This is a genomic window from Cellulosimicrobium cellulans (assembly GCF_016921195.1).
Taxonomy (GTDB): Bacteria; Actinomycetota; Actinomycetes; order Actinomycetales; family Cellulomonadaceae; genus Cellulosimicrobium; species Cellulosimicrobium cellulans_F.
On record NZ_JAFGYF010000001.1, the window covers coordinates 798,802 to 819,080 of the forward strand.

Consider the following 20,279-nt stretch of genomic DNA (forward strand, 5'->3'; position numbering starts at 1 on the left):
CCATGGACCTCTCCTCGATGATCATGGGCGCCGCGATCGCGTCCGTCGTGTGGGTCGTGCTCGTGCCCTGGAGCCGGCTGAAGGAGCTGCGGGAGAGGGATCAGGCGGAGCGTGCGGAGGACTGACCGGGCGGGAGCGGCGTGCGCAGGCCGCTCGCGCGGTGGACCGGGCTCGTGACCGCCGTGCGGACCGCGTCCTCGGACCCGACGACGCGTACGAACGTCTGCGCGCGTGTCACCGCCGTGTAGAGCAGCTCGCGCGTGAGCAGCGGCGACGTCGCGGGCGGCAGGACGAGGGTGACGCGGTCGAACTGGCTGCCCTGCGCGCGGTGCACCGTCATCGCGTGCACGGTCTCCACGGGCGGGAGCCGGTGGGTGCGGACGCGCTGCGGCGCACGCAGGTCGCCGAACACGGCGACGACGCCGGCGCCCCCCGGTTCGGCGACGAGCACGCCCGTGTCGCCGTTGTAGAGACCCACCTCGGCGTCGTTCGCCGTGACGAGCAGCGGTCGGCCGGCGACCCACGGGGAGTCGGTCGCGTGGTGGCCCGTAGCCTCCTCGACCCATGCCTCGACCTGCGCCGCCCACCGACCCCGACCCGCGGGGCCGCGCCGGTGCGCGACCATGACGCGGTGCCGGGCGAGCGCGTCCAGGGCCGCGGTGGCGTCGCCCGCGCGGGCCGCCTCGACGAGCGCCGCTCCCGCCGTGACGGCGTCGGCGCGCACGGCGGCGAGCGCCGCGTCGTCCGGGACGTCGTCGGGCGTCTCGAGGAACTCCACCGAGCCGTGGCCCGCGCGCAGCAGCGTGAGCGCCGCCTCCGCGTCCCCCGTCCGGATCGCGGACGCGAGAGGCAGAATCTCGGAGTCGCTGTCCTGGCGGTGGACGGTCCGCAGCCGCACGACGCCGTTGCCCAGCACCGCACGGTCGTCCACCTCCCCGTGGGCGGGCGGCGGGGAGTCGGCGAGCGCGGTCGCGGCCGTCGCCACCACGGCCGGCGCGGACGCGGGCGGCGCGACCGGCTCGCGGTGCACGAGGTCCCCGAGCACCGCGCCGGCCTCGACGGAGGCGAGCTGGTCCGGGTCGCCGACGAGCACGAGCCGCGCGTCGGGCCGCAGCGCCTCGAGCAGCCGCGCCATGAGAGGCAGCGCCACCATCGACGTCTCGTCCACGACGACGACGTCGTGCGGCAGGTGATGGTGCGCGTCGTGGCGGAACCGCGTGCTGCTGCCGGGCCGGTACCCGAGCAGGCGGTGCAGCGTCGTCGCGACGGGCGTGCCCACGCGCTCGCGGTCGGCCGGGTCCGGGAACCCCGCGACCACCTCGCGCACCGCCTCCTGGAGCCGCGCGGCGGCCTTGCCCGTGGGCGCGGCGAGCGCCACCCGCAGCGCCGTGCCGGTGACCGGGTCGGGGCCGCCCGCGGGAGCGGCGCCCGGAGCGGGCGGCGTCGCGCCGGTGCCCGGGCGCGCCGGGGAGGACGGGGCGGCGGACGCGGTGACGGCGGACGACGAGGACGGGAGCGCGGCGTCGTGCAGGACGGCGAGCAGGCGCGCGACCGTCGTCGTCTTGCCCGTGCCGGGACCACCCGTGAGGATCGTGAGCCGGCGCGTCGCGGCGTGCGCGGCGGCGAGCCGCTGCCGGGTGTCGTCCGCCGCGGGGAACAGGCGCGCGAGGGCCGCCGCGAGCCGGTCCGGGGCCACGGGCAGGTCCGCCGCCGCGAGCCGCCCGTCGACGTCGTGCCGCACCGCGAGCTCGTCGCGCCAGTAGCGGTCGAGGTACAGCGCGCCGCCGACCCAGCGTGCGGGCAGGTCCACGGGGCCGTCGACCCCGACGGCGACGAGCGGGCTGCGCGCGACCGCGTCCGCCCACGCGGCGCGGTCGGGCCAGGGCAGGTCGGCGGCGTCCGCGCGCGCAGCCTCCTCGTCCTCGGGCAGCTCGAGCGACCCGAGGTCGTCGAGGCGCACGCACACCGACCCGCTGCGGACCGCGCGCACGGCGAGCGCGACGGCGAGCATCACGCTGTCGTCGTGCTCTCCGGTGAGCCGGCCCAGGCGCAGGGCGACGCGCAGGTCGGCCGCCGAGACGACGCGCGCGGCGTTGAAGGCGGCGAGCCACGGGCGCACGCCGACGGCCAGGCGCGGGTCGCCCTCGTCCACCGGGACCGGCGTGGAGGCGGGAGGAAGGGCCGCGGACGGCCCGGGGAGCGTCGTGGTCATGCGCGACCTCCGTCGAGCAGGGCGGACAGGGCGACGACCAGCCCCGGCGGGGGCGTCCAGGCCACGACGCCGTACGGCGCGCCGTCGGGGCCGGTCGGGGTGTCCGGTCCGGCCATGCCGCGCACGAACAGGTAGGCACCGCCGGCGAGGTCGCGGTCCGGGTCGTAGTCGCGCACGCGCCAGCGCAGGTAGCGGTGGAGCGCGACGAGGTACAGCACGAGCTGGAGGGGGTAGTGCGAGGCGAGCATCGCGTCGCGCGTCGCGTCCGGGTGGTAGTCCCCGACGGCGAGCGGCACGCCGGGCGGGCCGACGCGGTTGGTCTTGTAGTCGACGACGAGGTACCGGCGACGGCCCGCGGGGTCGGGGCGACCGTCCGGGCCCGCGGCGGGCACGCGCAGCACCGCGTCGATCGAGCCCGTGAGGTAGCCGCGCAGGGGCACGCCGCCCGAGCCTGACCCACCGCCCTCGGCCTCGTCGGCGAACGCCGCGAGCAGGTCGGGGTAGCGGGCGAACGCGTCGTCGGGGGGGAGGTGGGCACGCAGCGTGTCGGCGAGGTCGCGCAGCGTCGAGGGCCGGACGCCCTCGGTCTCGTCGCCGCCCGCGAGCGGGAGCTCGAACTCGAGCTCGGGCAGCCGGTCGCGCGGGTCGACGTCGGCGAGCGTGAGCCCGCCCGCGATCGGCCCGAGCGGGGTGCGCAGCGACAGACCGAGCGCCGCGGCGAGCGACGCGGGCTCCACCCCGGGCACGCGGACCGTCGCCGCCTGGGCACAGCGTGCGCGCAGCTCGGCGTCGAGGTCCTCCGCGGCCGTGTCGACGTACTCGAGGATCTCGTGCACGAGGGTGCCGAACGCGGTGCCGCCAGGCTGCCCCTCGTAGGGCGAGGGTACGTCGGCCCCGGGCCGTGCGGCCGGGCTCGGGGTCCCGGCGGCGGGACCCTCGTCCGTCGTCTCCTCCGGCTCGTCCTGGACGCCGGGGTCCTCGGGCTCGCTCTCGATCCCGCCCACGGGGCCGTGGTGCGCCGCCGCCGTGAGGGCCGAGTACGACGCGCGCCGCCACTCGCGGTCGGGCAGGTGCGTCGCGGCCGCGAGCGCGAGGCCCGACCTCGCACGCCCGCCGGGCGACCAGCGCTCGCCCTTCGGGCGCGCGTCCACCTGCTCGACGACGACGGTCCCGCCCGAGCGTGCGGCGACCGCCTCGAACGCGGACCGGGCCGCGTCGTCGCGCATCGCGTCGGGCCGGGCGTGACGACCGGGCTCGCCGCCGAGCATCCGGTCCGCGAGGAGCAGCCGCGTGAGCGGGCCGGACCCGGTGCTGCGCTTGGTGGGGGTCCAGTGCACGACCACCTGGTGCCGCGCGCGCGTGAGCGCGACGTACAGGAGGCGCAGGTCCTCGCCCAGCTCCTCGTCGCGCGAGCGCGCCCTGGCGTCCACGAACCCGGGGGAGCCGACCCCGCCCAGGTGCAGGACCCGCTGGCCGTGGTCGTCGTGGAACGCGAACAGCTCCTGGTCGTCCGGCTCGAAGCGCTCCCAGCCGAACGGGACGTACACGACGCCGAACTCGAGGCCCTTCGCCGCGTGCACCGTGACGACCTGCACGGCCGCCGCGTCCGTCTCGAGGCGGCGGGTGCGCTCGTCGGTGAACACGCTGCCGACCTCGGCGATCCGGGCGCGCAGCCACGCCGTGAGCGCGGCCGTGCCGAGCCCCTCGGTCACCGCGGCCTCGTGCAGGGCCTGGGTGACGTGGCGCAGGTCGGTGAGGTAGCGCTCGCCGTCCGCCCGGGCCATCACCCGTTCCGTGGCGCCCCGCCGGGCCGCGACCTCCGCGACGGCGGCGACGCCGCGGTCCGCGAGCAGGCGCGCCCAGGCCCGGACGGTGTCGCCCAGCTCGTCGTGGTCCGCGTCCCCGGCCGTCGCGAGCCGCTGGGCGTCCCAGCCCACGAACGGCGTGAGGGCGAGCGCCGTCGCGCGGCGGTGCAGGCCCGGCTGCTCGAGCGCGGCGAGCAGGGTGAGCCAGTCCTGGGCCGCCGCCGAGCCGAACACGCTCGACGGACCCGACACGACCGCCGGGACCCCCAGCGCGACGAGCGCCGAGCGCACCGCCTCCGCCTGGGCGTTCGTGCGCGTCAGCACCGCGACGTCCCGCGGCTCGAGCGCTCGCCAACGTTCCGCGCCGTCCGGGCCGCCGGCCGCGTCGTCACGTACGCGGTCGCCGCTGCCGTCGGCGGTCCCGAGCCGGCCGGCGACGTCGGCCGCGACGTCCCTCGCGAGCAGGCTGCGCGCGTCCGGTGCCGACGGTGCCGACGACCCTCCGAGCCGGTAGGCACGCCGCGTGACCTGCCGCAGCCGTACCGGCGGCCCGCCGGAGAACCGCGCTTCGGGGTGGGCGGCGTCGACGGGACGCACGACGATCCGCGGGTCGCCGAGCGCCGTCTCGCCGAGCAGCGCGTGCAGGCCCTGGAGGAGCGGGCCGTCGCTGCGCCAGCTCGTGCTGAGCGTCGCGGTGTCCGCGGCGTCCTCGACCGCTCGCAGGTACGTCACGACGTCCGCGCCGCGGAACGCGTAGATCGCCTGCTTGGGGTCTCCGATGAGCACGAGCGTGCGGTGACCGTGGAACGCCGTGCGCAGGATCTCCCACTGCTCGGGGTCCGTGTCCTGGAACTCGTCCACCATGACGACGCGGAACCGCGACCGGACCCGCTGGGCCGCCGTCGCGCCGTGCTCCGGGTCCGTCAGGGCGCGCCGCAGGAGGACGAGGAGGTCGTCGTAGTCGAGCAGGTGCATCGCGCGCTTGCGCGCCTCGACCTCGCGGCGGGCCGCGACCGCGACCTCGTACCGTGCCGCGCCCACCGAGCCCTCGGGAGCGTCCGACGGCGCGATGACGGCCCCGTGGTCGCTCACCGCCGCGCGCGCGACGTCGCGCACGTCGCGCGGCGAGAGGATCGGCTCCGGCTCGTCGGCGAACCTCCGCACGTACAGGTCGTCCGTGACCTCCTCGACGAGGTCGGCGACGTCGGGCAGGAAGGTCGTCGCGAGGTCGACGTCGGCCGCGGTCCCGAGCGCGGTGAGCATCTGCTGGCAGAAGCCGTGCGTCGTCGTGATGGTCGCGGCGTCGAGCTGGGACAGCGCGACGCGCAGGCGCTCGCGGCGGCGGGCGAGCTCGTCGTCGTCGACGGCGCCGAGGAACGCCACGAGCGCGTCCGGGTCGGACGCCGGCTCGGGGCCGCGCAGCGCACGCTCGGTCGCGACGAGGCGCTCGCGCACGCGGTCGCGCAGCTCCGACGTCGCGGCGCGGCCGAAGGTCACGAGCATGATCTCCGGCAGGACCGCCACGCCCTCGGCGACGTACCGCGTCGTGAGGGTCGCGATGGTGTGGGTCTTGCCCGTGCCGGCGCTCGCCTCGAGCACGACCGTCCCGCGCGGCAGGCCGCCGAACGGATCGAAGCGCCGCGGGCTCCCCGCGGCGGTTCCGGGCACGGCGGTTCCGGGCGCGGCGGGTCCGGAGGCTGCGGCAGCCGTGGCGGGTGCGGACGTGGGGCCGTTCACCGGGCACCTCGCAGCTCGTTCTCCAGCAGGGGCTCCCAGACGCGGCGCGCGAGCGCACCGAGACGGGTCGGGTCGTCGGGGAAGCGGCCCAGGTCGGCCGTGGTGGCGAGGCCCGCGAGGTCCGTCAGGGCCGGGTCCTGGCCCCACGCGAGGACGACGTACGGGTCCTTGCGCTCGAAGCCCTTGTTCCACGCCCAGCCTGCGCGCATCAGGGCGTCGCGCGCGTCGCTCGCGCGCCGCTCCTCGGTGTAGCGCAGCGACACCTCGGGGAGCAGGGGCAGCGGCTCGCGCGACGCCTCGTCGCGCAGCGCCACGAGGTCGGCGAGGAGCGCGGCCGCCGTGTCGCGGTCCGGCGGGGTCAGGGTGGACCACGCCACCCCGGGGCCTCGGGGCGAACGCCCGATGGCGACGGCGTCCCACGGGTGCGCGGGGTCGCTCGCCGTGAGCGCGAGCGCCTGGACCCAGGCGCGCAGGCGGTGCTTGGGCCCGAGGCGGGAGTACTCCGTGCGCACGACCCGCGCGCCGTGCACGCCCGGCACGCTCCCGACGACCGTGCGACCGTCCGGGAGCACGGCACGGACGTCGACCGTCTCGGCGGAGCTCAGCACGTCCTGGCTCACCGGGCGGCCCGCGGCGAGGTCGGCCTCGCGCGCGGCCTCCACCGCCGCGACGCGCAGCGGCCCGACGCAGCGGACGACCTCCTGCAGCGCCGAGCGACCGAGCTCGCGCGGGGGTACCTGGCCCCGGCGCCACTCGGCCTGCATCGCCCGGTTCGGGTCGACGCCCGCGAGCGCGGCCCGCAGCACGCGGTCGCCCACGCCCCACCCGGACAGCCCCGTGAGCGCGAGCGGGAGGCGGTCCTCGACGTCGTCCTCCTCCAGCACCAGCCCCACGTCGAGCGTGTGCTGGGCGAACCAGCGCGGCGCGTTCTCCAGCAGCCGGACGAGGTCGTCGAGCTCGACGTCGGCGTCGGTCCCTGGCGCCGCGGCCGTCACCTCTCCCTGCACCGGGCCGCTCGCTGCGCCGACAGGCAGCGAGAGCGGCGCGCCGACGAGCGCCCCGACCGGCTCGCGCCTCTCGCGTGCTCGCCGGGCTCCGGCGAACGCGGCGTCGTCGTGGCTGAAGGGGCCGGGCACGCCCAGCGCGCCCGGGGTGAAGTTGCGGTCGTCCACGGTCTGGAGCGGGTGCTGCACGACGACGTGCTCGCGCGCCGGGCGACCGTCGGGGGTGGTCGCGACGCGGTCCAGCGCGTCCAGCAGCTCCGCGACGGGGACCGCGGGCGGGCGGGGAGCGCCCGTGCGCTCGTCGGCGCCCGTGTGCACGACGACGAGGTGGTCGCCCGCCGCGGCGACGGCGTCGAGGAAGATCTGCCGGTCCTCGCTGCGCGCGTCACGCTCGCCGATCTCCGGGTGCCGCGCGAGCAGGTCGTCGCCAGCCGGCGCGGCGGTACGGGGGAACACGCCGTCGTCGAGGCCCAGGAGGCACACCACCCGGTGCGGCACCGAGCGCATCGGTTCGAGCGAGCACACGGTGAGCGCACCCGTCCGGAAGCCCGCGCGCGTCGGGCGACCCGCGAGGCGGTCGTCGAGCAGCGCGCGCACGTCCGCGAGCCGCAGCGCGACCCCGCCGTGCGAGGCGCCCGCCGCGCGCACGTCGCCCAGCACGCGGCGTGCGGAGCCGATCTGCCACGCCTCCGTCGGAGGCGCCTCGGCGAGCAGCGTGAGCGCGCGGTCGAGCGCGTCGAGCCAGTGCGCGAGCGGGTGCACCCCGTCGAGCGCGCGCAGCGTCTCCGTGAGCCGCGCGACGAGCTCCGCGAGGCGGCCCGCGAGGTCCACGTCCGTCGAGCCGACGTCGTCGAGCGGCAGCGCCGGCCCGACGAACCGTGCGTCCTCGTCGGCCATCGCCGCACCGAGCAGGAGGCGGTCGAGCGCCGCGTCCCACGTGCCCTGGCGCACGTGCCCGTCGATCCCGAACCGGGTGCGGCGCTCGCCGTCCTCGCCCCAGTGCACCCCCGCCTCGACGGCCCACTGCCGCAGGCGGTCCACGTCGTCGTCCGAGAACCGGAACCGGCGACGGACCGGGGCGCTCGCCGCGAGGTCGAGCACCTCCGACGCCGTGACGCGACCGTCCGCGAGGCGCAGCAGCGTGGCGACCAGCGCGAGCACGGGGTTGGTCGTCCCGGCGCCGCGGTCGGCGAGGCTGACCCGCAGCCGCTGGCCCGGGTGGGCCTCGTCCCCGAGCTCCGGGACCGCGCCGAAGGTCGCGGTGACGAGGGGCGCGAACGTCTCGACGTCCGGGCACAGCACGATGACGTCGCGCGCCTGGAGCGTCGGGTCGGCGGAGAACAGCCCGACGAGCGTCTCCCGCAGGACCTCGACCTGGCGGGCTCGGCCGTGGCAGGAGAGCACCTGGACGGACCGGTCCGCCGGGTCCAGCACGTGCGCGCCGTCGGGGTCGTCGGCCCACAGCGCGGACTGGAGCGCGCCGAGCAGCGTCGACGGGGTCGGTGCGGCCGCGTGGTGGGCCTCGTGGACGTCGCCGCGCCCGGCCAGGCGCAGCTGCAGCTCGACCGCGTCGCGACCGGTGGAGGCGAGGAACGGGTGGCGGGCGAGCGTCGGCAGGTCCGCGCGTCGCCGGGCGACGTCGCCGCCCGCGGCCGGGCCGCCGTCGTACGCCGCGACCTTCTCCCAGAGCGCGGGAGACGGGTGCACGAGCCACAGGTGGACGTCGCGGTGCTCGGCGAGCGCTCGCAGGACCCGCAGCTCGTCCTCCGGCAGCCGCGTCGGGCCGAAGACGGACAGCCGCGGCGGGAGGCCGACGCCGGCCGGGTCGGCGCGCAGCGCGGCGACCGCCTCCTCGACGCGGCGTGCCGGGTCCGTGGCCGGGACGCGGTCGACGAGGCGGCGCCAGAGCTCGGGCTGCCAGCCGAGGTCGTCCGGGGTGTCACCGGTCTCCGGCGACGTGGCCGACCACGCGAGCACGACCTCGGGCCGCTGTCGCGCGTAGTCGACGAGCAGGTCCGCGAGCCGGCGCGCGAGCGTGAGGCGCCGGCCCCGGCGCACCTCGTCGCCCGGGTCGCCGACGTACCGCGCGAGCGGCGCCGCCCACGGCTCGGCGAGGTGCGCGTCGAGCACCTCGAGCACGGACCAGGCGAGGCGCTCGGGCCGCCAGGGGTCGTCGTCGGGATCGAGGTCGGTGAGGTCCGCGACGACCTGCTCCACGAGCCGGCGCGGCCCGCGGAAGTCCACGTTCGCGCAGACGCCCGACGTCTCGCCCGCGCCCAGGTGGTGCGAGAGCCGCTGCGCGAGCCACCGCTCCACCCCGCGCGTCGGGACGGCCACGACGTCCGGCGTGAACGGGTCCTCCGGGACCTCCGCGAGCACGGCGGCGAGCGGCGCCACGAGCGCCTCGGCACGCTCGGAGCGGTGCACGTGCAGCAAGGGGACCCCTGTCGGTGGTGGCGGACCGGTCGTCGCGCCCCGCCGGCCGGCCGGGCGCTACGAGGAATCTACGAGGTGCGTCCCACACCGTCGAACCACCGTCCAGAGTGGTCGCCGGGGGCGTCACTCGGCCGGGTCAGCGCGCCGCGCGACGAACACCCACTCGCGACCCGGGCGGTCGGGCGCGTCCCGGACGTCCACGACCTCGAACCCGCACGCGGCGAGCGACGCCTCGACCTCGTCGCGCTCCCGGAAGCGCAGCGTCGAGTCGGAGGGCAGCACCGTGCCGTCGGGCAGCACGGTGGTGTGACGGAACGACACGAACGGGAGCGACACGTCGGTGAGGTCGGTCCAGGACTCGACCGGCCCGACGTCGGGCACGTCCACGCGGACGGTCGTCGCCTCGCGGACCCAGCGCTCCCACGCACGGCGCGCGGGATCGCGCGTCTCGAAGACCAGCCATCCTCCCGGCACCAGCGCGGAGCGGACACCGCGCAGCGTCGTCGTCCACGCGTCGTCGGTGAGGAACACCTGCGCGACGTTCGCGGTCATCGTCGCGAGGTCGACCTGGAGCGGCGGGAGCGTCGTCGCGTCGCCGTGCAGCCAGCGCACGCGGTCGGCACCCGGCTTGGCGCGCGCGACGTCGAGCGACGCGCTCGCCGGGTCCACGCCGACCACGTCGATCCCGCGCTCCGCCAGGAGGCACGCGAACGTCCCGGTGCCGCACCCGACGTCGAGCACGCGCCGCGCGCCGAGCTCGTCGACGATCGCGACATAGGCGTCGAGATCGCTGCGGTCGGGGTCGAGCGGGTCGTAGAGCGCGGCGAGGCGGGGGTCGTCGAAGATCGCGTCGGGCACCCCCCGACGCTAAGGAGGCATGACGGGACCGGTCCACCCGATTCTGGGAAGCCCCGCCGCCGACCATGCCCCTGCTGCCCGCCGACCATGCTGTTGTGGCCCGTCCCGACGCCGGGACGGGCCACAACCACATGGTCGCGGGAGGGGGGTCAGGAGTTCAGGGCCTGTTGCACGTCCTCGATGACGTCGAGTGGGTCTTCCAGGCCCACCGACAGGCGCACGGTCGTCTCTGCGATCCCGACGGCGGCGCGGCCCTCGGGGCCGAGCTTGCGGTGCGTCGTCGTGGCCGGGTGCGTGATCAGCGACTTCGCGTCGCCGAGGTTGTTCGAGATGTCGACGACCTGGAGCGCGTCGAGGAACGTGAACGCGCGCTTCTTCGCCGTCTCGGGGTCGGTGCCCTCGGGGACGGCGAGGTCGAACGTCACGACCGTGCCGCCGCCGCTCTGCTGCGACCGCGCGAGCTCACGCTGCGGGTGCGACGCGAGGAACGGGTACCGCACGCGGCCGATCCCCGGGAGCTGCTCGAGCGCCTCCGCGACCTGCGCCGCGGCGGCGTTCTGCGCGGCGACGCGCACGGGCAGCGTCTCGAGGCCCTTGAGCAGCACCCACGCGTTGAACGCCGAGAGCGACGGCCCGGTGTTCCGGATGAACGTCTGCACGGGCCCGTTGACGTACTCCTCGGTCCCGAGGATCGCGCCGCCGAGCACGCGGCCCTGCCCGTCGATGTGCTTGGTCGCCGAGTACACGACGACGTCCGCCCCGAGCTCGAGCGGCTTCTGCAGCAGCGGCGTCGCGAACACGTTGTCGAGCACGACGACCGCTCCCGCGGCGTGCGCGAGCTCGCTCACGCGCCGCGCGTCGACGATGTCCTGCATCGGGTTGGACGGCGTCTCGAAGAACACGACGTCCGCGGGCGTGGACAGCGCCTCCTCCCACTGGGAGAGCACGTGGCCGTCGACGTAGTCCGTCCGCACGCCCCACTTGGCGAAGATCTCGTCGAAGATGACCAGGCTCGACCCGAACAGCGCGCGCGCCGCGACGATGCGCGACCCGGATCCCACGAGCGCGGCGAGCGACGTGAACACCGCGGACATGCCGGACGCCGTCGCGTAGCAGGCCTCCGCGCCCTCCAGCAGACGCAGGCGCTCCTCGAAGGCGTGCACCGTCGGGTTGCCGTACCGCGAGTAGACGAACCGGTCGAGCTCGCCCTTGAACGCGGCCTCGGCGTCGGCGGCGCGGTCGTACGTGTAGCCCTGCGTGAGGAACAGCGCCTCGGAGGTCTCCTGGAACTCCGTGCGGTGGTGCCCGCCGCGCACGGCGAGCGTCGCGGGGCGCGCGCTCGCGGGCAGGGGCTTGCGTCCGGAGCCACCGGGCACGTTCCCGGGCTGCGCGGCGGTCACCGCGCCGCCTCGTCGTACGTCGTCGTCGGCAGGCCGCGGACCTTCCAGCCCTCGACGTCGCGCAGGCCCGAGAGGCCCTGGGCGCCCTCGAAGCCCTCGAGCACGTTGTACGACGGCCCGAGCCCGGCAGCCGTGGCCGCGCGCGCGGCGCCGATCGAGCGCTGGCCCGACCGGCACAGGAACACGACGGGACGCTCGTCGCCGGGGGTGAGGCCGGCCTCGACGAGCTGGTCCACGAAGCGCGGGTTGGGCCCGGCCGGGGTCACCCACTCGTCGAACACGACGTCGCGGCCGAGGGGTGTGGCGTCAGGCACGCCGATGGTGCGCCACTCGCCCTCGGTGCGGACGTCGACGAGCACCGCGCGCTCGTCGTGCGCGAGCAGGTCCCACGCCTGCTGGGGGGTGATGTCGCCGGCGTAGCCGACGGCGGGTCGCGCGTCGGGCAGCGCCGCACTGGGTGCCGACTGCTGGGACTGGTCGCTCATGAGTCCTCCTCCATCGATCGTGGCAGTAGCACCCTGCGCCCGGCCGCCTCGCGACGGACCGGGGGGTTGCTGCGGCGTCGACGTGCCACGTCACTCGGCCGCTCCGGATGGTTGCTCGGGATCGTACGCCACGTGTCCGACGCGCGGAACGCCCGTCTCGGGGAACGGCCCGCAGGCCGGGGTGCCCGACGTCGGACGGTCGCGCTAGCGTGGCGCGCGGCCGGGCGGGGGTCCCGGCGGGCAGGGGGATCGATGCGGATCGCGCGAGGACGTGCGGTGGGGGCGGCCGTGGCCGCCGGAGTGGTCGCAGCGGGTGTCGTGCTGCTGTGGACGGCGCCTCAGGACGAGCAGACCCCGCGGGCGGTGGCCGAGGTGCACGTCGTGGGGGACGCGCCCGGGCTGCCCGCCGAGCGGCCTCGGGTCGTCCAGGTCGAACCCGACGAGGACCTCGTCCCGCGCTTCCCCTCCCGCGCGGCCCTCGACGCGGAGACGGGGGAGCCGATCGATCTCGCGGACCTCGTCGTCGGGGGGTACGAGGGCTGGTGGAGCTCGGACGGCGACGGCGAGGCGTGCGACGCCTACGCCGACGCGCACCCGGAGGTCGTGCTGGTGAGCACGCGCACCGGTGAGGTCGTCGAGGCCCACACGAACGGCGTACGGCTGCAGCGTCCTCCCCAGACGGCACCTGGAGACCCGGCCGAGTGGCCGCCCGAGTCGGTCGTCGTGCTCGACGCGCGCACCGGGGCGGTGCTCGACGCGTTCGAGGTCGACGAGTCCGGGTGGCGCCTCGACCCGCCCGTGGAGTGCGTCCCGCCATCCGAGACGCCCTGACCACCGGTTGACACGGCGCGTCCCGCGCGCACATCCTGGGACGCAGGTCATGAGTGCCAGCGTGAAACCCCGGTTTGCTGGCCGGCAACCCTCCTCTCGCGGCGGGGTGCCCCGGGTGACGACCAGGCCGCACGCCGACCGGCGCGTGGCAAGCGCGGGGATCACCGTCCCCGGACCGCCCTCGGAGGACTGTGCCATGACTGCTCTCGCCGACGTCTCGTGTCCGACGGACGTCCCGGCCCCTGACCTCGCGGCGATCGCCGACGCGCCCGCCCTCCTGCCCGTCGTGGGCGCGGACACGCTCGTGCCGCTCGTCGACGGCCGCAGCGTCCCGTACGCGAACCTCGACGTCGCGGCCTCCGCCCCCGCGCTGCGCTCGGTCGCGGACCGCGTGACCGAGGTGCTCCCGCTCTACGCGAGCGTGCACCGCGGCGCGGGCTACCTGTCGCAGGTCTCGACCGCGCTCTACGAGGCGTCGCGCCGCACGATCGGTGCGTTCGTCGGCGCGCGCGAGGACGATGTCACGGTCGTCACGCGCAACACGACCGACTCGCTCAACCTGCTCGCGGGCTGCGTCCCGGCGAACCCGGACGGGACGCCCGGGCGCGTGCTCGTCCTCGACGTCGAGCACCACGCGAACCTGCTGCCGTGGCAGCGCACGGGCGGTGCGACGGTCCTCGCGGGCGGCGCGTCCGTCGCGGAGACGTTGTCCGGCCTGCGCACCGAGCTCGCGCGCTTCCCGTACGCCCTGGTCGCCGTGACCGGCGCGTCGAACGTCACGGGCGAGTCGCTGCCCGTCGCCGACGTGGTCCGCGTCGCCCACGACGCCGGCGCCCGGGTCGTGCTCGACGGCGCCCAGCTCGTCCCGCACCGCGGGTTCTCGCTCGCGGACTCGGACGTCGACTACGTCGCGTTCTCCGGCCACAAGACGTACGCGCCGTTCGGCGCGGGCGCGCTCGTCGGCCGCCGCGACTGGCTCGACGCGGGCACGCCGTACCTCGCCGGTGGCGGTGCGGTGCGCCAGGTCGCCGTCACGGGGACGCAGTGGCAGACGGCGCCCGCGCGCCACGAGGCCGGGTCGCCCAACGTCGTCGGTGCCGTGGCGCTCGCGGCGGCGTGCGACGCGCTCGCGGCGCTGGACCCGGCCGACCTCCACGCGCACGAGGCGACGCTGCGCGCGGCGCTCGTCGCCGGGCTGGAGGCGGTCCCGGGCGTGCGGGTCGTGCGCGTGTGGGAGGACGCCGTCGACCTGGTCGGCGTCGTGACGTTCTCCGTCGAGGGTCACGACCCGGGCCTCGTCGCCGCCTACCTCTCCGCCGAGCACGGCATCGGCGTGCGCGACGGCCGCTTCTGCGCCCACCCGCTGCTCGCGCGCCTCGGGTACGACGCGGGCGCGATCCGCGCGTCGGTCGGTGTCGGCACGACGGGCGCGGACGTCGTCCGGCTCGTCGAGGCCGTGCGGTCGTACGTGGAGCAGGGCCCCGCGACGCGCTACGAGGTCGTCGACGGCTGCTGGGCCGTGGCCGACGACCCACGCCCCGTGCCCGTGGGTTCCGGTCTCGAGGGTCTCTTCGCGACCGCCGCGGCGGGCTTCCTCGCCGACGCAGCGGGGTGCGGTCCCGCCGTCTGACCCGGCGCGCCGGGACGGCCCCCGTGCCCGTTCACCGGGCCGTCGACGAGCGTTGTCCACCGCGTCGCCGAACCCTCTTGGCGGCGTCGTCCGCGTGTGCTCTGATATGCGCTGTGCTGCACGACGTCGTCCTCTCGGGGCACGGGTTCCGCCTGGAACCGCTGGCCCTGGAGCACGCTGAGACGCTGGCCGGCCTCGTCGACGAGGCGATGTGGTCAGGCATGAGCGTCCCCATGCCCTTCGGGGTCGCGGGGATGGCCGAGCTGGTGGCCGCGACGCGCGCCGCGCCCGACCTGACGGGCTTCGTCGTGCGCGCCGTCGAGGCCGACGGGACCTCGGGCGACGTGCTCGGCAGCACGGCGTTCCGCGACCTGTCGCTCGTCGACCGCCGGGTCGAGGTCGGCCGGACGTTCTACACCCGCTCGACCTGGGGCGGCCTCGTCAACCCTGTGACCAAGTGGCTGCTGCTGCGGCACGCGTTCGAGACGTGGGACGTGCACCGCGTCGGCTTTCGCGTCGACACGCGCAACACGCGCTCGCTCGGAGCCATGCGCCGGCTCGGCGCGTACGAGGAGGGCGTCATGCGCGGGCATCGCACCGCCCCCGACGGGACGCGCGCGGACTCCGTGATGTTCTCGATCCTCGCGCCCGAGTGGCCCACCGTCGAGGTCGGCCTCCTGGAGCGGATCAACGCCCCGCGCGTCGTGCCCGTGCTGGCGCCGCCGGCGCCGCCGGTGGTCCTGCCGCTCGCCGCGTCCTGACCTCCCGCTCGCGGGCATCCCCGGACACGCCGCGAGGGCCCCGCCGCAGCGGAGCCCTCGCGAGCAGATCAGGGGCGGTGACTAGCGGTCGAACGCGTCCTTGACGTCGTCGCCCGCCTGCTTCACGTCGGCCTTGGCCTGGTCCTTCTTGCCCTCGGCCTCGAGCCGCTCGTTGTCGGTGAGCTTGCCCGCACCTTCCTTGAGCTTGCCACCCGCCTCCTCGGCGGCGTGCTTGGCCTTGTCTCCGAGTCCCATGAGTGCTCCTCTCGTCGGTACGTGCTCGACCGTAGGCAGGGGCCGGGCCGCTCGCACGCGGTCGGGCACCCGGCGTGTGGTGGGATGTGCGGGTGCAGCACGACACCACCCTCGAAGGCTTCGGCGTCCGCCTCGTCCCGCTCGACGAGAGCCACGCCCCTGCGCTCGGCGCGCTCGTCGACGACGGCATCTGGGCCGGCATGTCGAGTCCCCTGCCCGCCGGGACGGACGCGATGGCCGGCTACGTGCGCGACGCCGTCGCGGCCCCCGGCCGGCTGGCGTTCGCCGTGCTCGGCGCGGGGCCGGACGGCGCGTCCGACGGCGCCGACGTCGTCCGCGGGTCGACGTCCCTCTACGAGTGGGTGCCCTCGCAGGGTCGCGTCGAGCTCGGCTCGACGTTCTACGCGCGCGAGTGGTGGGGCGGCGTGACGAACCCGGCGTGCAAGTACCTGCTGCTGCGTCACGCGTTCGAGGACCTGGGGGTCGCGCGCGTCGCGCTGCGCGCCGACGCCCGCAACAGCCGGTCCATCGGCGCGATCCGGCGCCTGGGCGCCGTGCCCGAGGGCGTGCTCCGCAGCCACCGCGTCGCGCCCGACGGGTCCCGACAGGACACCGCCTACTTCTCGATCCTGCTCGACGAGTGGCCGGCCGTCCGCGACGGCCTGCTGGCCCGCCTGGCCTGATCGGCCGGCTCGTCGCGAACGAGCCTGCGCGGCGTCGAGCACGGGGTTGGCGTCGCTCTCGGCTGGATGGCGGCACCGACCCCGTGCTCGGCAGCGCCGTCAGGCGCGCGGCGTGATGCGGCCCGCGAGGTGGAGGCGGCCCTTGCCGTCCCACGCCTGGTAGACGACGCCAGCCGACGGCTGGCCCGCGCCGTCGGTCACCGCGGGCGGGACGTGCCCGACGGCGTCCCGCACCGCGGCGGGCACGTCGGCCGCAGGACGCAGTGCCACGTCGACCGTGCTCGGCAGCAGGACCGGCTTCGCGAACGTGACCGTCCAGTCGTAGGTGTCGCCGCGGCGCGGGCCCGCCTCGGCGAGCGCCCGCGCGGCGGTGTACATACCGTGCGCGATGGCCCGCGGGAACCCGAACGCCTTGGCGCCGAGCGCCGACGTGTGGATGGGGTTCCGGTCTCCGGAGACCGCGGCGTACGCCCGGCCCGTCGTCGCGCCCAACGTCCAGCGCCCCGTCGGGAGCGGGGGGACGAACCAGTCCGTGCTGGAGGTCGGCGCCTCGTCGGTCTCCGACGCCCCGGGGAGCGTGACGCCCTTCGCGAGGTAGGTCGACACGCCCCGGTAGGCGAGGGTCGTCGCCGAGAGGCCGCTCCCGGACGCGCGCTCCTCGTCGGTGCGCTCGACCGAGACCTCCGTGACGAGGTCCACCTGGACCCCGCGACGGTGCGGACGCAGCCGCTCGGCCCAGGCACGCACCTCGAGCGTGTCCCCGAGCCGCACCGGACGCAGCACGGACACCGAGTTCGCGAGGTGCACCATGCCGAGCAGCGGCAGCGGGAAGTCGGTCCGGACCATGACGGCCGTCGCGAGCGGGAAGCCGAGCACGTGCAGGTACCCGGCGGGCAGCACCTCGGACGGGGCCTCGCCCACGAGTCCCGCGTACCGCGCGAGGTGCACGGCGCTGCCCACGTGGTCGGGCGCGGCGGCGTCGCCCGTGGGCACGCCCGCGACGCGGTACGTGACGTCGGGCAGCGCGAGGTCGCGTCGGCCGCCCCCGGGGAGGCGGTGCGCCGCCGCGATCCGGCCCGATGCCGCGAGCCCGCGTACGTAGAGCCCGCCCAGCCCGGGGATCGCGGGCAGGGTCTCGACCCGCTCGGGCGCGCTCGACCGGGGCGCCGGCCCGACGCCGTCGGGCGCCGTCACCGGCCCACCACGTTCTGCCCGCACACGCGCAGCACCTGCCCGTTCACGCCCGCGGCCGCGGGCGACGCGAGGAACGCGATCGCCTCGGCGACGTCCACGGGCTGGCCGCCCTGCTGGAGCGACGCGACGCGGCGCGCGACCTCGCGCTGGACGAACGGGATCGACGCCGTCATGTCGGTCTCGATGAACCCCGGCGCGACGGCGTTCGCCGTCCCGCCCGGCCCGCCGGGCGACGCGAGCAGGCGGGCGAACGCGCGCGTGTGCCCGATGACGCCGGCCTTCGAGAACGCGTAGTTCGCCTGGCCACGGTTGCCCGCGATGCCGCTCGTCGACGCGAGCGACACGATGCGCGGTGCGGAGGAGAACCCGTTCGCGCCGAGCAGGTACTCGGTGATCCGCAGCTGCGCCGCGAGGTTCACTGCGACCACCGCGTCCCACTTGTCCGCGGACATGTTGGCGAGCAGCTTGTCGCGCAGGATGCCCGCGTTGTGCACGAGGACGTCCAGCCCGCCGTGCCGCGCGCGGGCGTGCTCGAGGATGCGCGCGCCCGCGTCGTCGGCGGTCACGTCGAGCTGGAGCGCCGTTCCCTTGATCTCGTTCGCGACCGTGGCCAGCGCCTCGCCCGCCGCGGGCACGTCGACCACGACGACCTTCGCGCCGTCGCGCGCGAGCGTCCGCGCGACCTGCGCCCCGATCCCGCGCGCCGCCCCCGTGACGACTGCGACCTTGCCGGCGAGCGGCTTCTCGCCTGCCGAGGTAGAACCCCGGTCCGGCGAGGTAGAACCCTGGTCCGCCGAGGTGGAGCCCTGGTCGGTCGGTGCGCCGGCATTGACCTGGAGGAGCTGGCCGTCGACGAACGCCGACTTCGCCGAGAGGAAGAAGCGGAGGGTCGCGAGGACGCTCGGGCTGTCGACGGGGGCGTCGTCGGTCACCTGGATGCCGTTGCCGGTCGCGCCGTAGCGCAGCTCCTTGGCGACGGAGCGCAGGAACCCGTCGACGCCCTCGCGGGCGGCGGCGAGCTCGGGCGAGTCGGTGTCGGCGGGGGCGCGCGAGATCGTCACGACGCGGCCGTTCGGCGCGAGGCGGCGCAGCGTGGCGGAGAGCGCCATGACCGGCGCGGACGCGTCCTGCGGACGCTCGATCCCGCTGAGCACGACGACGACCGCGCCCCAGCGGGTCGTGTCGTCCGGGGTCTGGCGGACGTCGAGGTCCCAGGCGAGCAGGGCCTCGGCGACGAGGTCGGCGTCGTCGCGCACGCCCGGCGTGCCGCCGAGCACGAGCACGGGCCCGACGGTGAGCGGCTCGCCGGCGCGGAAGCGGCGCAGGACCGCGGGGCGCGGGAGGCCGAGCTTCTTGGCGAGCGTCTTCGTGAAGCCGGAGTTGACGGCCTGGACGTAGGAGTCGGTCACGGGGGTTCCTCTCGGTCGTCGGGGCGTCAGGCGGGGGCGTCGGTCGCGGGGACGGACTCGAGGATCGCGGCGACGCCGAGGCCGCCCGCGGCGCACACGGAGATCAGCGCGCGCGCGGGTGCCCCCGTCTCGGCGGTGCGCTGCGCCAGGAGCTTGGCCGCCGTCGCGACGATGCGCCCGCCGGTCGCGGCGAACGGGTGGCCCGCGGCGAGCGAGGAGCCGTTGACGTTGAGCCGCGAGCGGTCGATCGAGCCGAGCGCGCCGTCGAGCCCGAGCTCGGTGCGGCAGTACTCGTCGTCCTCCCAGGCCTTGAGCGTCGTGAGCACGGTGGACGCGAACGCCTCGTGGATCTCGTAGAGGTCGAAGTCGCCGAGCGCGAGGCCGTTGCGCGCGAGCAGGCGCGGGACGGCGTGGGCCGGGGCCATGAGCAGGCCCTCGTGCCCGTGCACGAAGTCCACCGCTGCGGTCTCGGCGTCGACGACGCGTGCGAGCAGCGGGAGGTCGCGCTCGCGCGCCCACTCGGCGGACGCGAGCAGGACCGTGGACGCGCCGTCGGTCAGCGGGGTCGAGTTGCCCGCCGTCATGGTCGGCTCGGCACCCTCGGGCGTGCCCGCGAGGCGCTTGCCGTACACCGGCTTCAGCGCGGCGAGCTTCTCGAGCGACGTGTCGGTGCGCAGGTTGTCGTCGCGCACGAGCCCGCGGAACGGGGTGACGAGGTCGTCGAAGAAGCCGGCGTCCCACGCGGCCGCGAGGTGCTCGTGGCTCGCGAGCGCGAGCTCGTCCTGCGCCTCGCGCGTGATGCCCCAGCGCGCCGTCGTGATCGCCTGGTGCTCGCCCATGGACAGGCCCGTGCGCGGCTCGTCCGTCGCGGGGGTCAGGGGAGCGAGGTCGGAGGGGCGCACCTTGGTGAACGCCTTGACGCGCTGGCCGAAGGTCTTCGCGTGGCTCGCCTCGAGCAGCGCCCGGCGCAGACCCTCGCTCACGGCGATCGGGGCGTCGGACACGGTGTCCGAGCCGCCCGCGACGCCCGACTCGACCTGGCCGAGGCGGATCTTGTTCGCGACGGTGATCGTCGCCTCGAGACCGGTCGCGCACGCCTGCTGGAGGTCGTAGGCCGGGGTCTCGGGGGAGAGCGACGAGCCGAGCACGGACTCGCGGACCAGGTTGAAGTCGCGCGAGTGCTTGAGCACCGCGCCGCCGACGACCTCGCCGAGCCGCTCGCCCTGGAGGCCGAAGCGCGCGACCAGGCCCTCGAGCGCGGCCGTGAACATCTCCTGGTTGCTCGCCGAGGAGTACTTCTTGCCCGCGCGGGCGAACGGGATGCGGTTCCCGCCCACGACCCAGGCGTCGCGTGGGGTGCTGTTCGCCGAGGGCCGCTCGGGGGACTGCTCGGGGGTCTGGCGGGGGCTGGTGCGGTTGGCCACTGTGCCTCACTTCCTGTCCGTGCTCGCTGCGCTGCGTCGGTCCGGCCCCGGGGGAGCGCCCCGGCACGAGGTTGCGCGGTGGCGGGGGAAGAGGGCCGGCTGGTGTCCAATACCAAGAGTACCTGATACTCTCGGTTTCGTGAGTCGGGTCACAG

At 76.2% G+C, this 20,279-nt stretch carries 15 protein-coding genes and 1 riboswitch; of the genes, 5 read left to right on the top strand and 10 right to left on the bottom strand.

Annotated features, from left to right (window positions below; all coding sequences use genetic code 11):
- Positions 1–2: 2 nt before the first annotated feature.
- The gene (locus JN535_RS21145) at positions 3–125 is read left to right on the top strand and encodes a hypothetical protein (protein ID WP_275892130.1); all 123 of its coding nucleotides are present in this window, start codon (positions 3–5) and stop codon (positions 123–125) included.
- Here JN535_RS21145 and recD read toward each other — a convergent pair.
- The 6 genes from recD to JN535_RS03455 form a co-directional block, all read right to left on the bottom strand.
- Positions 101–2,212: an exodeoxyribonuclease V subunit alpha gene (recD, locus tag JN535_RS03430; RefSeq protein WP_205202163.1), complete on the bottom strand. Its 2,112-nt coding sequence runs from the start codon at positions 2,210–2,212 to the stop codon at positions 101–103. The two genes, JN535_RS21145 and recD, sit on opposite strands and share 25 nt — an antisense overlap.
- Complete coding sequence (locus JN535_RS03435) at positions 2,209–5,685, bottom strand: UvrD-helicase domain-containing protein (protein WP_205202167.1); 3,477 nt, start codon at positions 5,683–5,685, stop codon at positions 2,209–2,211. The genes recD and JN535_RS03435 overlap by 4 nt, the downstream gene beginning before the upstream one ends.
- A gap of 65 nt (positions 5,686–5,750) precedes the next feature.
- Positions 5,751–9,185: an exodeoxyribonuclease V subunit gamma gene (gene recC, locus JN535_RS03440; protein ID WP_307868239.1), complete on the bottom strand. Its 3,435-nt coding sequence runs from the start codon at positions 9,183–9,185 to the stop codon at positions 5,751–5,753.
- Positions 9,186–9,317: 132 nt separating this feature from the next.
- Positions 9,318–10,052 carry a class I SAM-dependent methyltransferase gene (locus JN535_RS03445; protein WP_205202171.1) on the bottom strand — a complete coding sequence of 245 codons (735 nt, stop codon included), beginning with the start codon at positions 10,050–10,052 and terminating at the stop codon, positions 9,318–9,320.
- A gap of 149 nt (positions 10,053–10,201) precedes the next feature.
- Positions 10,202–11,452, bottom strand: a complete 1,251-nt coding sequence (locus JN535_RS03450) for an O-succinylhomoserine sulfhydrylase (protein ID WP_374100424.1) — start codon at positions 11,450–11,452, stop codon at positions 10,202–10,204.
- The gene (locus JN535_RS03455) at positions 11,449–11,937 is read right to left on the bottom strand and encodes a rhodanese-like domain-containing protein (RefSeq protein WP_205202172.1); all 489 of its coding nucleotides are present in this window, start codon (positions 11,935–11,937) and stop codon (positions 11,449–11,451) included. Before JN535_RS03455 ends, JN535_RS03450 begins: the two co-directional genes overlap by 4 nt.
- A 288-nt stretch (positions 11,938–12,225) precedes the next feature.
- On the opposite strand from JN535_RS03455, the gene JN535_RS03460 reads away from it, so the two are divergent.
- From JN535_RS03460 to JN535_RS03470, 3 genes are all read left to right on the top strand, one after another.
- Positions 12,226–12,768, top strand: a complete 543-nt coding sequence (locus tag JN535_RS03460) for a hypothetical protein (protein WP_205202173.1) — start codon at positions 12,226–12,228, stop codon at positions 12,766–12,768.
- Positions 12,769–12,813: 45 nt separating this feature from the next.
- Positions 12,814–12,929, top strand: a riboswitch (SAM riboswitch).
- Positions 12,930–12,964: 35 nt separating this feature from the next.
- On the top strand, positions 12,965–14,398 hold the full coding sequence (locus JN535_RS03465) for an aminotransferase class V-fold PLP-dependent enzyme (RefSeq protein WP_205202174.1): 1,434 nt from the start codon (positions 12,965–12,967) through the stop codon (positions 14,396–14,398).
- A 113-nt stretch (positions 14,399–14,511) separates the two neighbouring features.
- The gene (locus JN535_RS03470) at positions 14,512–15,159 is read left to right on the top strand and encodes a GNAT family N-acetyltransferase (RefSeq protein ID WP_205202175.1); all 648 of its coding nucleotides are present in this window, start codon (positions 14,512–14,514) and stop codon (positions 15,157–15,159) included.
- A gap of 81 nt (positions 15,160–15,240) precedes the next feature.
- Here the strand turns inward: JN535_RS03470 and JN535_RS03475 are convergent, their stop codons facing one another.
- The gene (locus JN535_RS03475) at positions 15,241–15,414 is read right to left on the bottom strand and encodes a CsbD family protein (RefSeq protein ID WP_047233613.1); all 174 of its coding nucleotides are present in this window, start codon (positions 15,412–15,414) and stop codon (positions 15,241–15,243) included.
- A 92-nt stretch (positions 15,415–15,506) separates the two neighbouring features.
- On the opposite strand from JN535_RS03475, the gene JN535_RS03480 reads away from it, so the two are divergent.
- The gene (locus JN535_RS03480; protein ID WP_205202179.1) at positions 15,507–16,097 is read left to right on the top strand and encodes a GNAT family N-acetyltransferase; all 591 of its coding nucleotides are present in this window, start codon (positions 15,507–15,509) and stop codon (positions 16,095–16,097) included.
- Positions 16,098–16,196: 99 nt separating this feature from the next.
- Here JN535_RS03480 and JN535_RS03485 read toward each other — a convergent pair whose 3' ends face one another.
- Genes JN535_RS03485 through JN535_RS03495 form a run of 3 tightly spaced genes read right to left on the bottom strand, consistent with a single transcriptional unit; the run spans position 16,197 to position 20,037 of the window.
- Complete coding sequence (locus tag JN535_RS03485; protein ID WP_205202181.1) at positions 16,197–17,291, bottom strand: MaoC family dehydratase; 1,095 nt, start codon at positions 17,289–17,291, stop codon at positions 16,197–16,199.
- The gene (locus tag JN535_RS03490) at positions 17,288–18,700 is read right to left on the bottom strand and encodes a 3-oxoacyl-ACP reductase (protein ID WP_205202183.1); all 1,413 of its coding nucleotides are present in this window, start codon (positions 18,698–18,700) and stop codon (positions 17,288–17,290) included. Before JN535_RS03490 ends, JN535_RS03485 begins: the two co-directional genes overlap by 4 nt.
- 26 nt (positions 18,701–18,726) lie before the next feature.
- A complete protein-coding gene (locus JN535_RS03495; RefSeq protein WP_307868241.1) occupies positions 18,727–20,037 on the bottom strand; it encodes an acetyl-CoA C-acetyltransferase in 1,311 nt (436 codons plus the stop codon).
- Positions 20,038–20,279 lie beyond the last annotated feature (242 nt).

Excerpts from the sequence above, each read along its gene's own strand:
- JN535_RS03475 (WP_047233613.1), bottom strand. The coding sequence starts at position 15,414 with ATGGGACTCGGAGACAAGGCCAAGCACGCCGCCGAGGAGGCGGGTGGC.
- recD (WP_205202163.1), bottom strand. The coding sequence starts at position 2,212 with ATGACCACGACGCTCCCCGGGCCGTCCGCGGCCCTTCCTCCCGCCTCC.
- JN535_RS03455 (WP_205202172.1), bottom strand. The coding sequence starts at position 11,937 with ATGAGCGACCAGTCCCAGCAGTCGGCACCCAGTGCGGCGCTGCCCGAC.
- JN535_RS21145 (WP_275892130.1), top strand. The coding sequence starts at position 3 with ATGGACCTCTCCTCGATGATCATGGGCGCCGCGATCGCGTCCGTCGTG.
- JN535_RS03465 (WP_205202174.1), top strand. The coding sequence starts at position 12,965 with ATGACTGCTCTCGCCGACGTCTCGTGTCCGACGGACGTCCCGGCCCCT.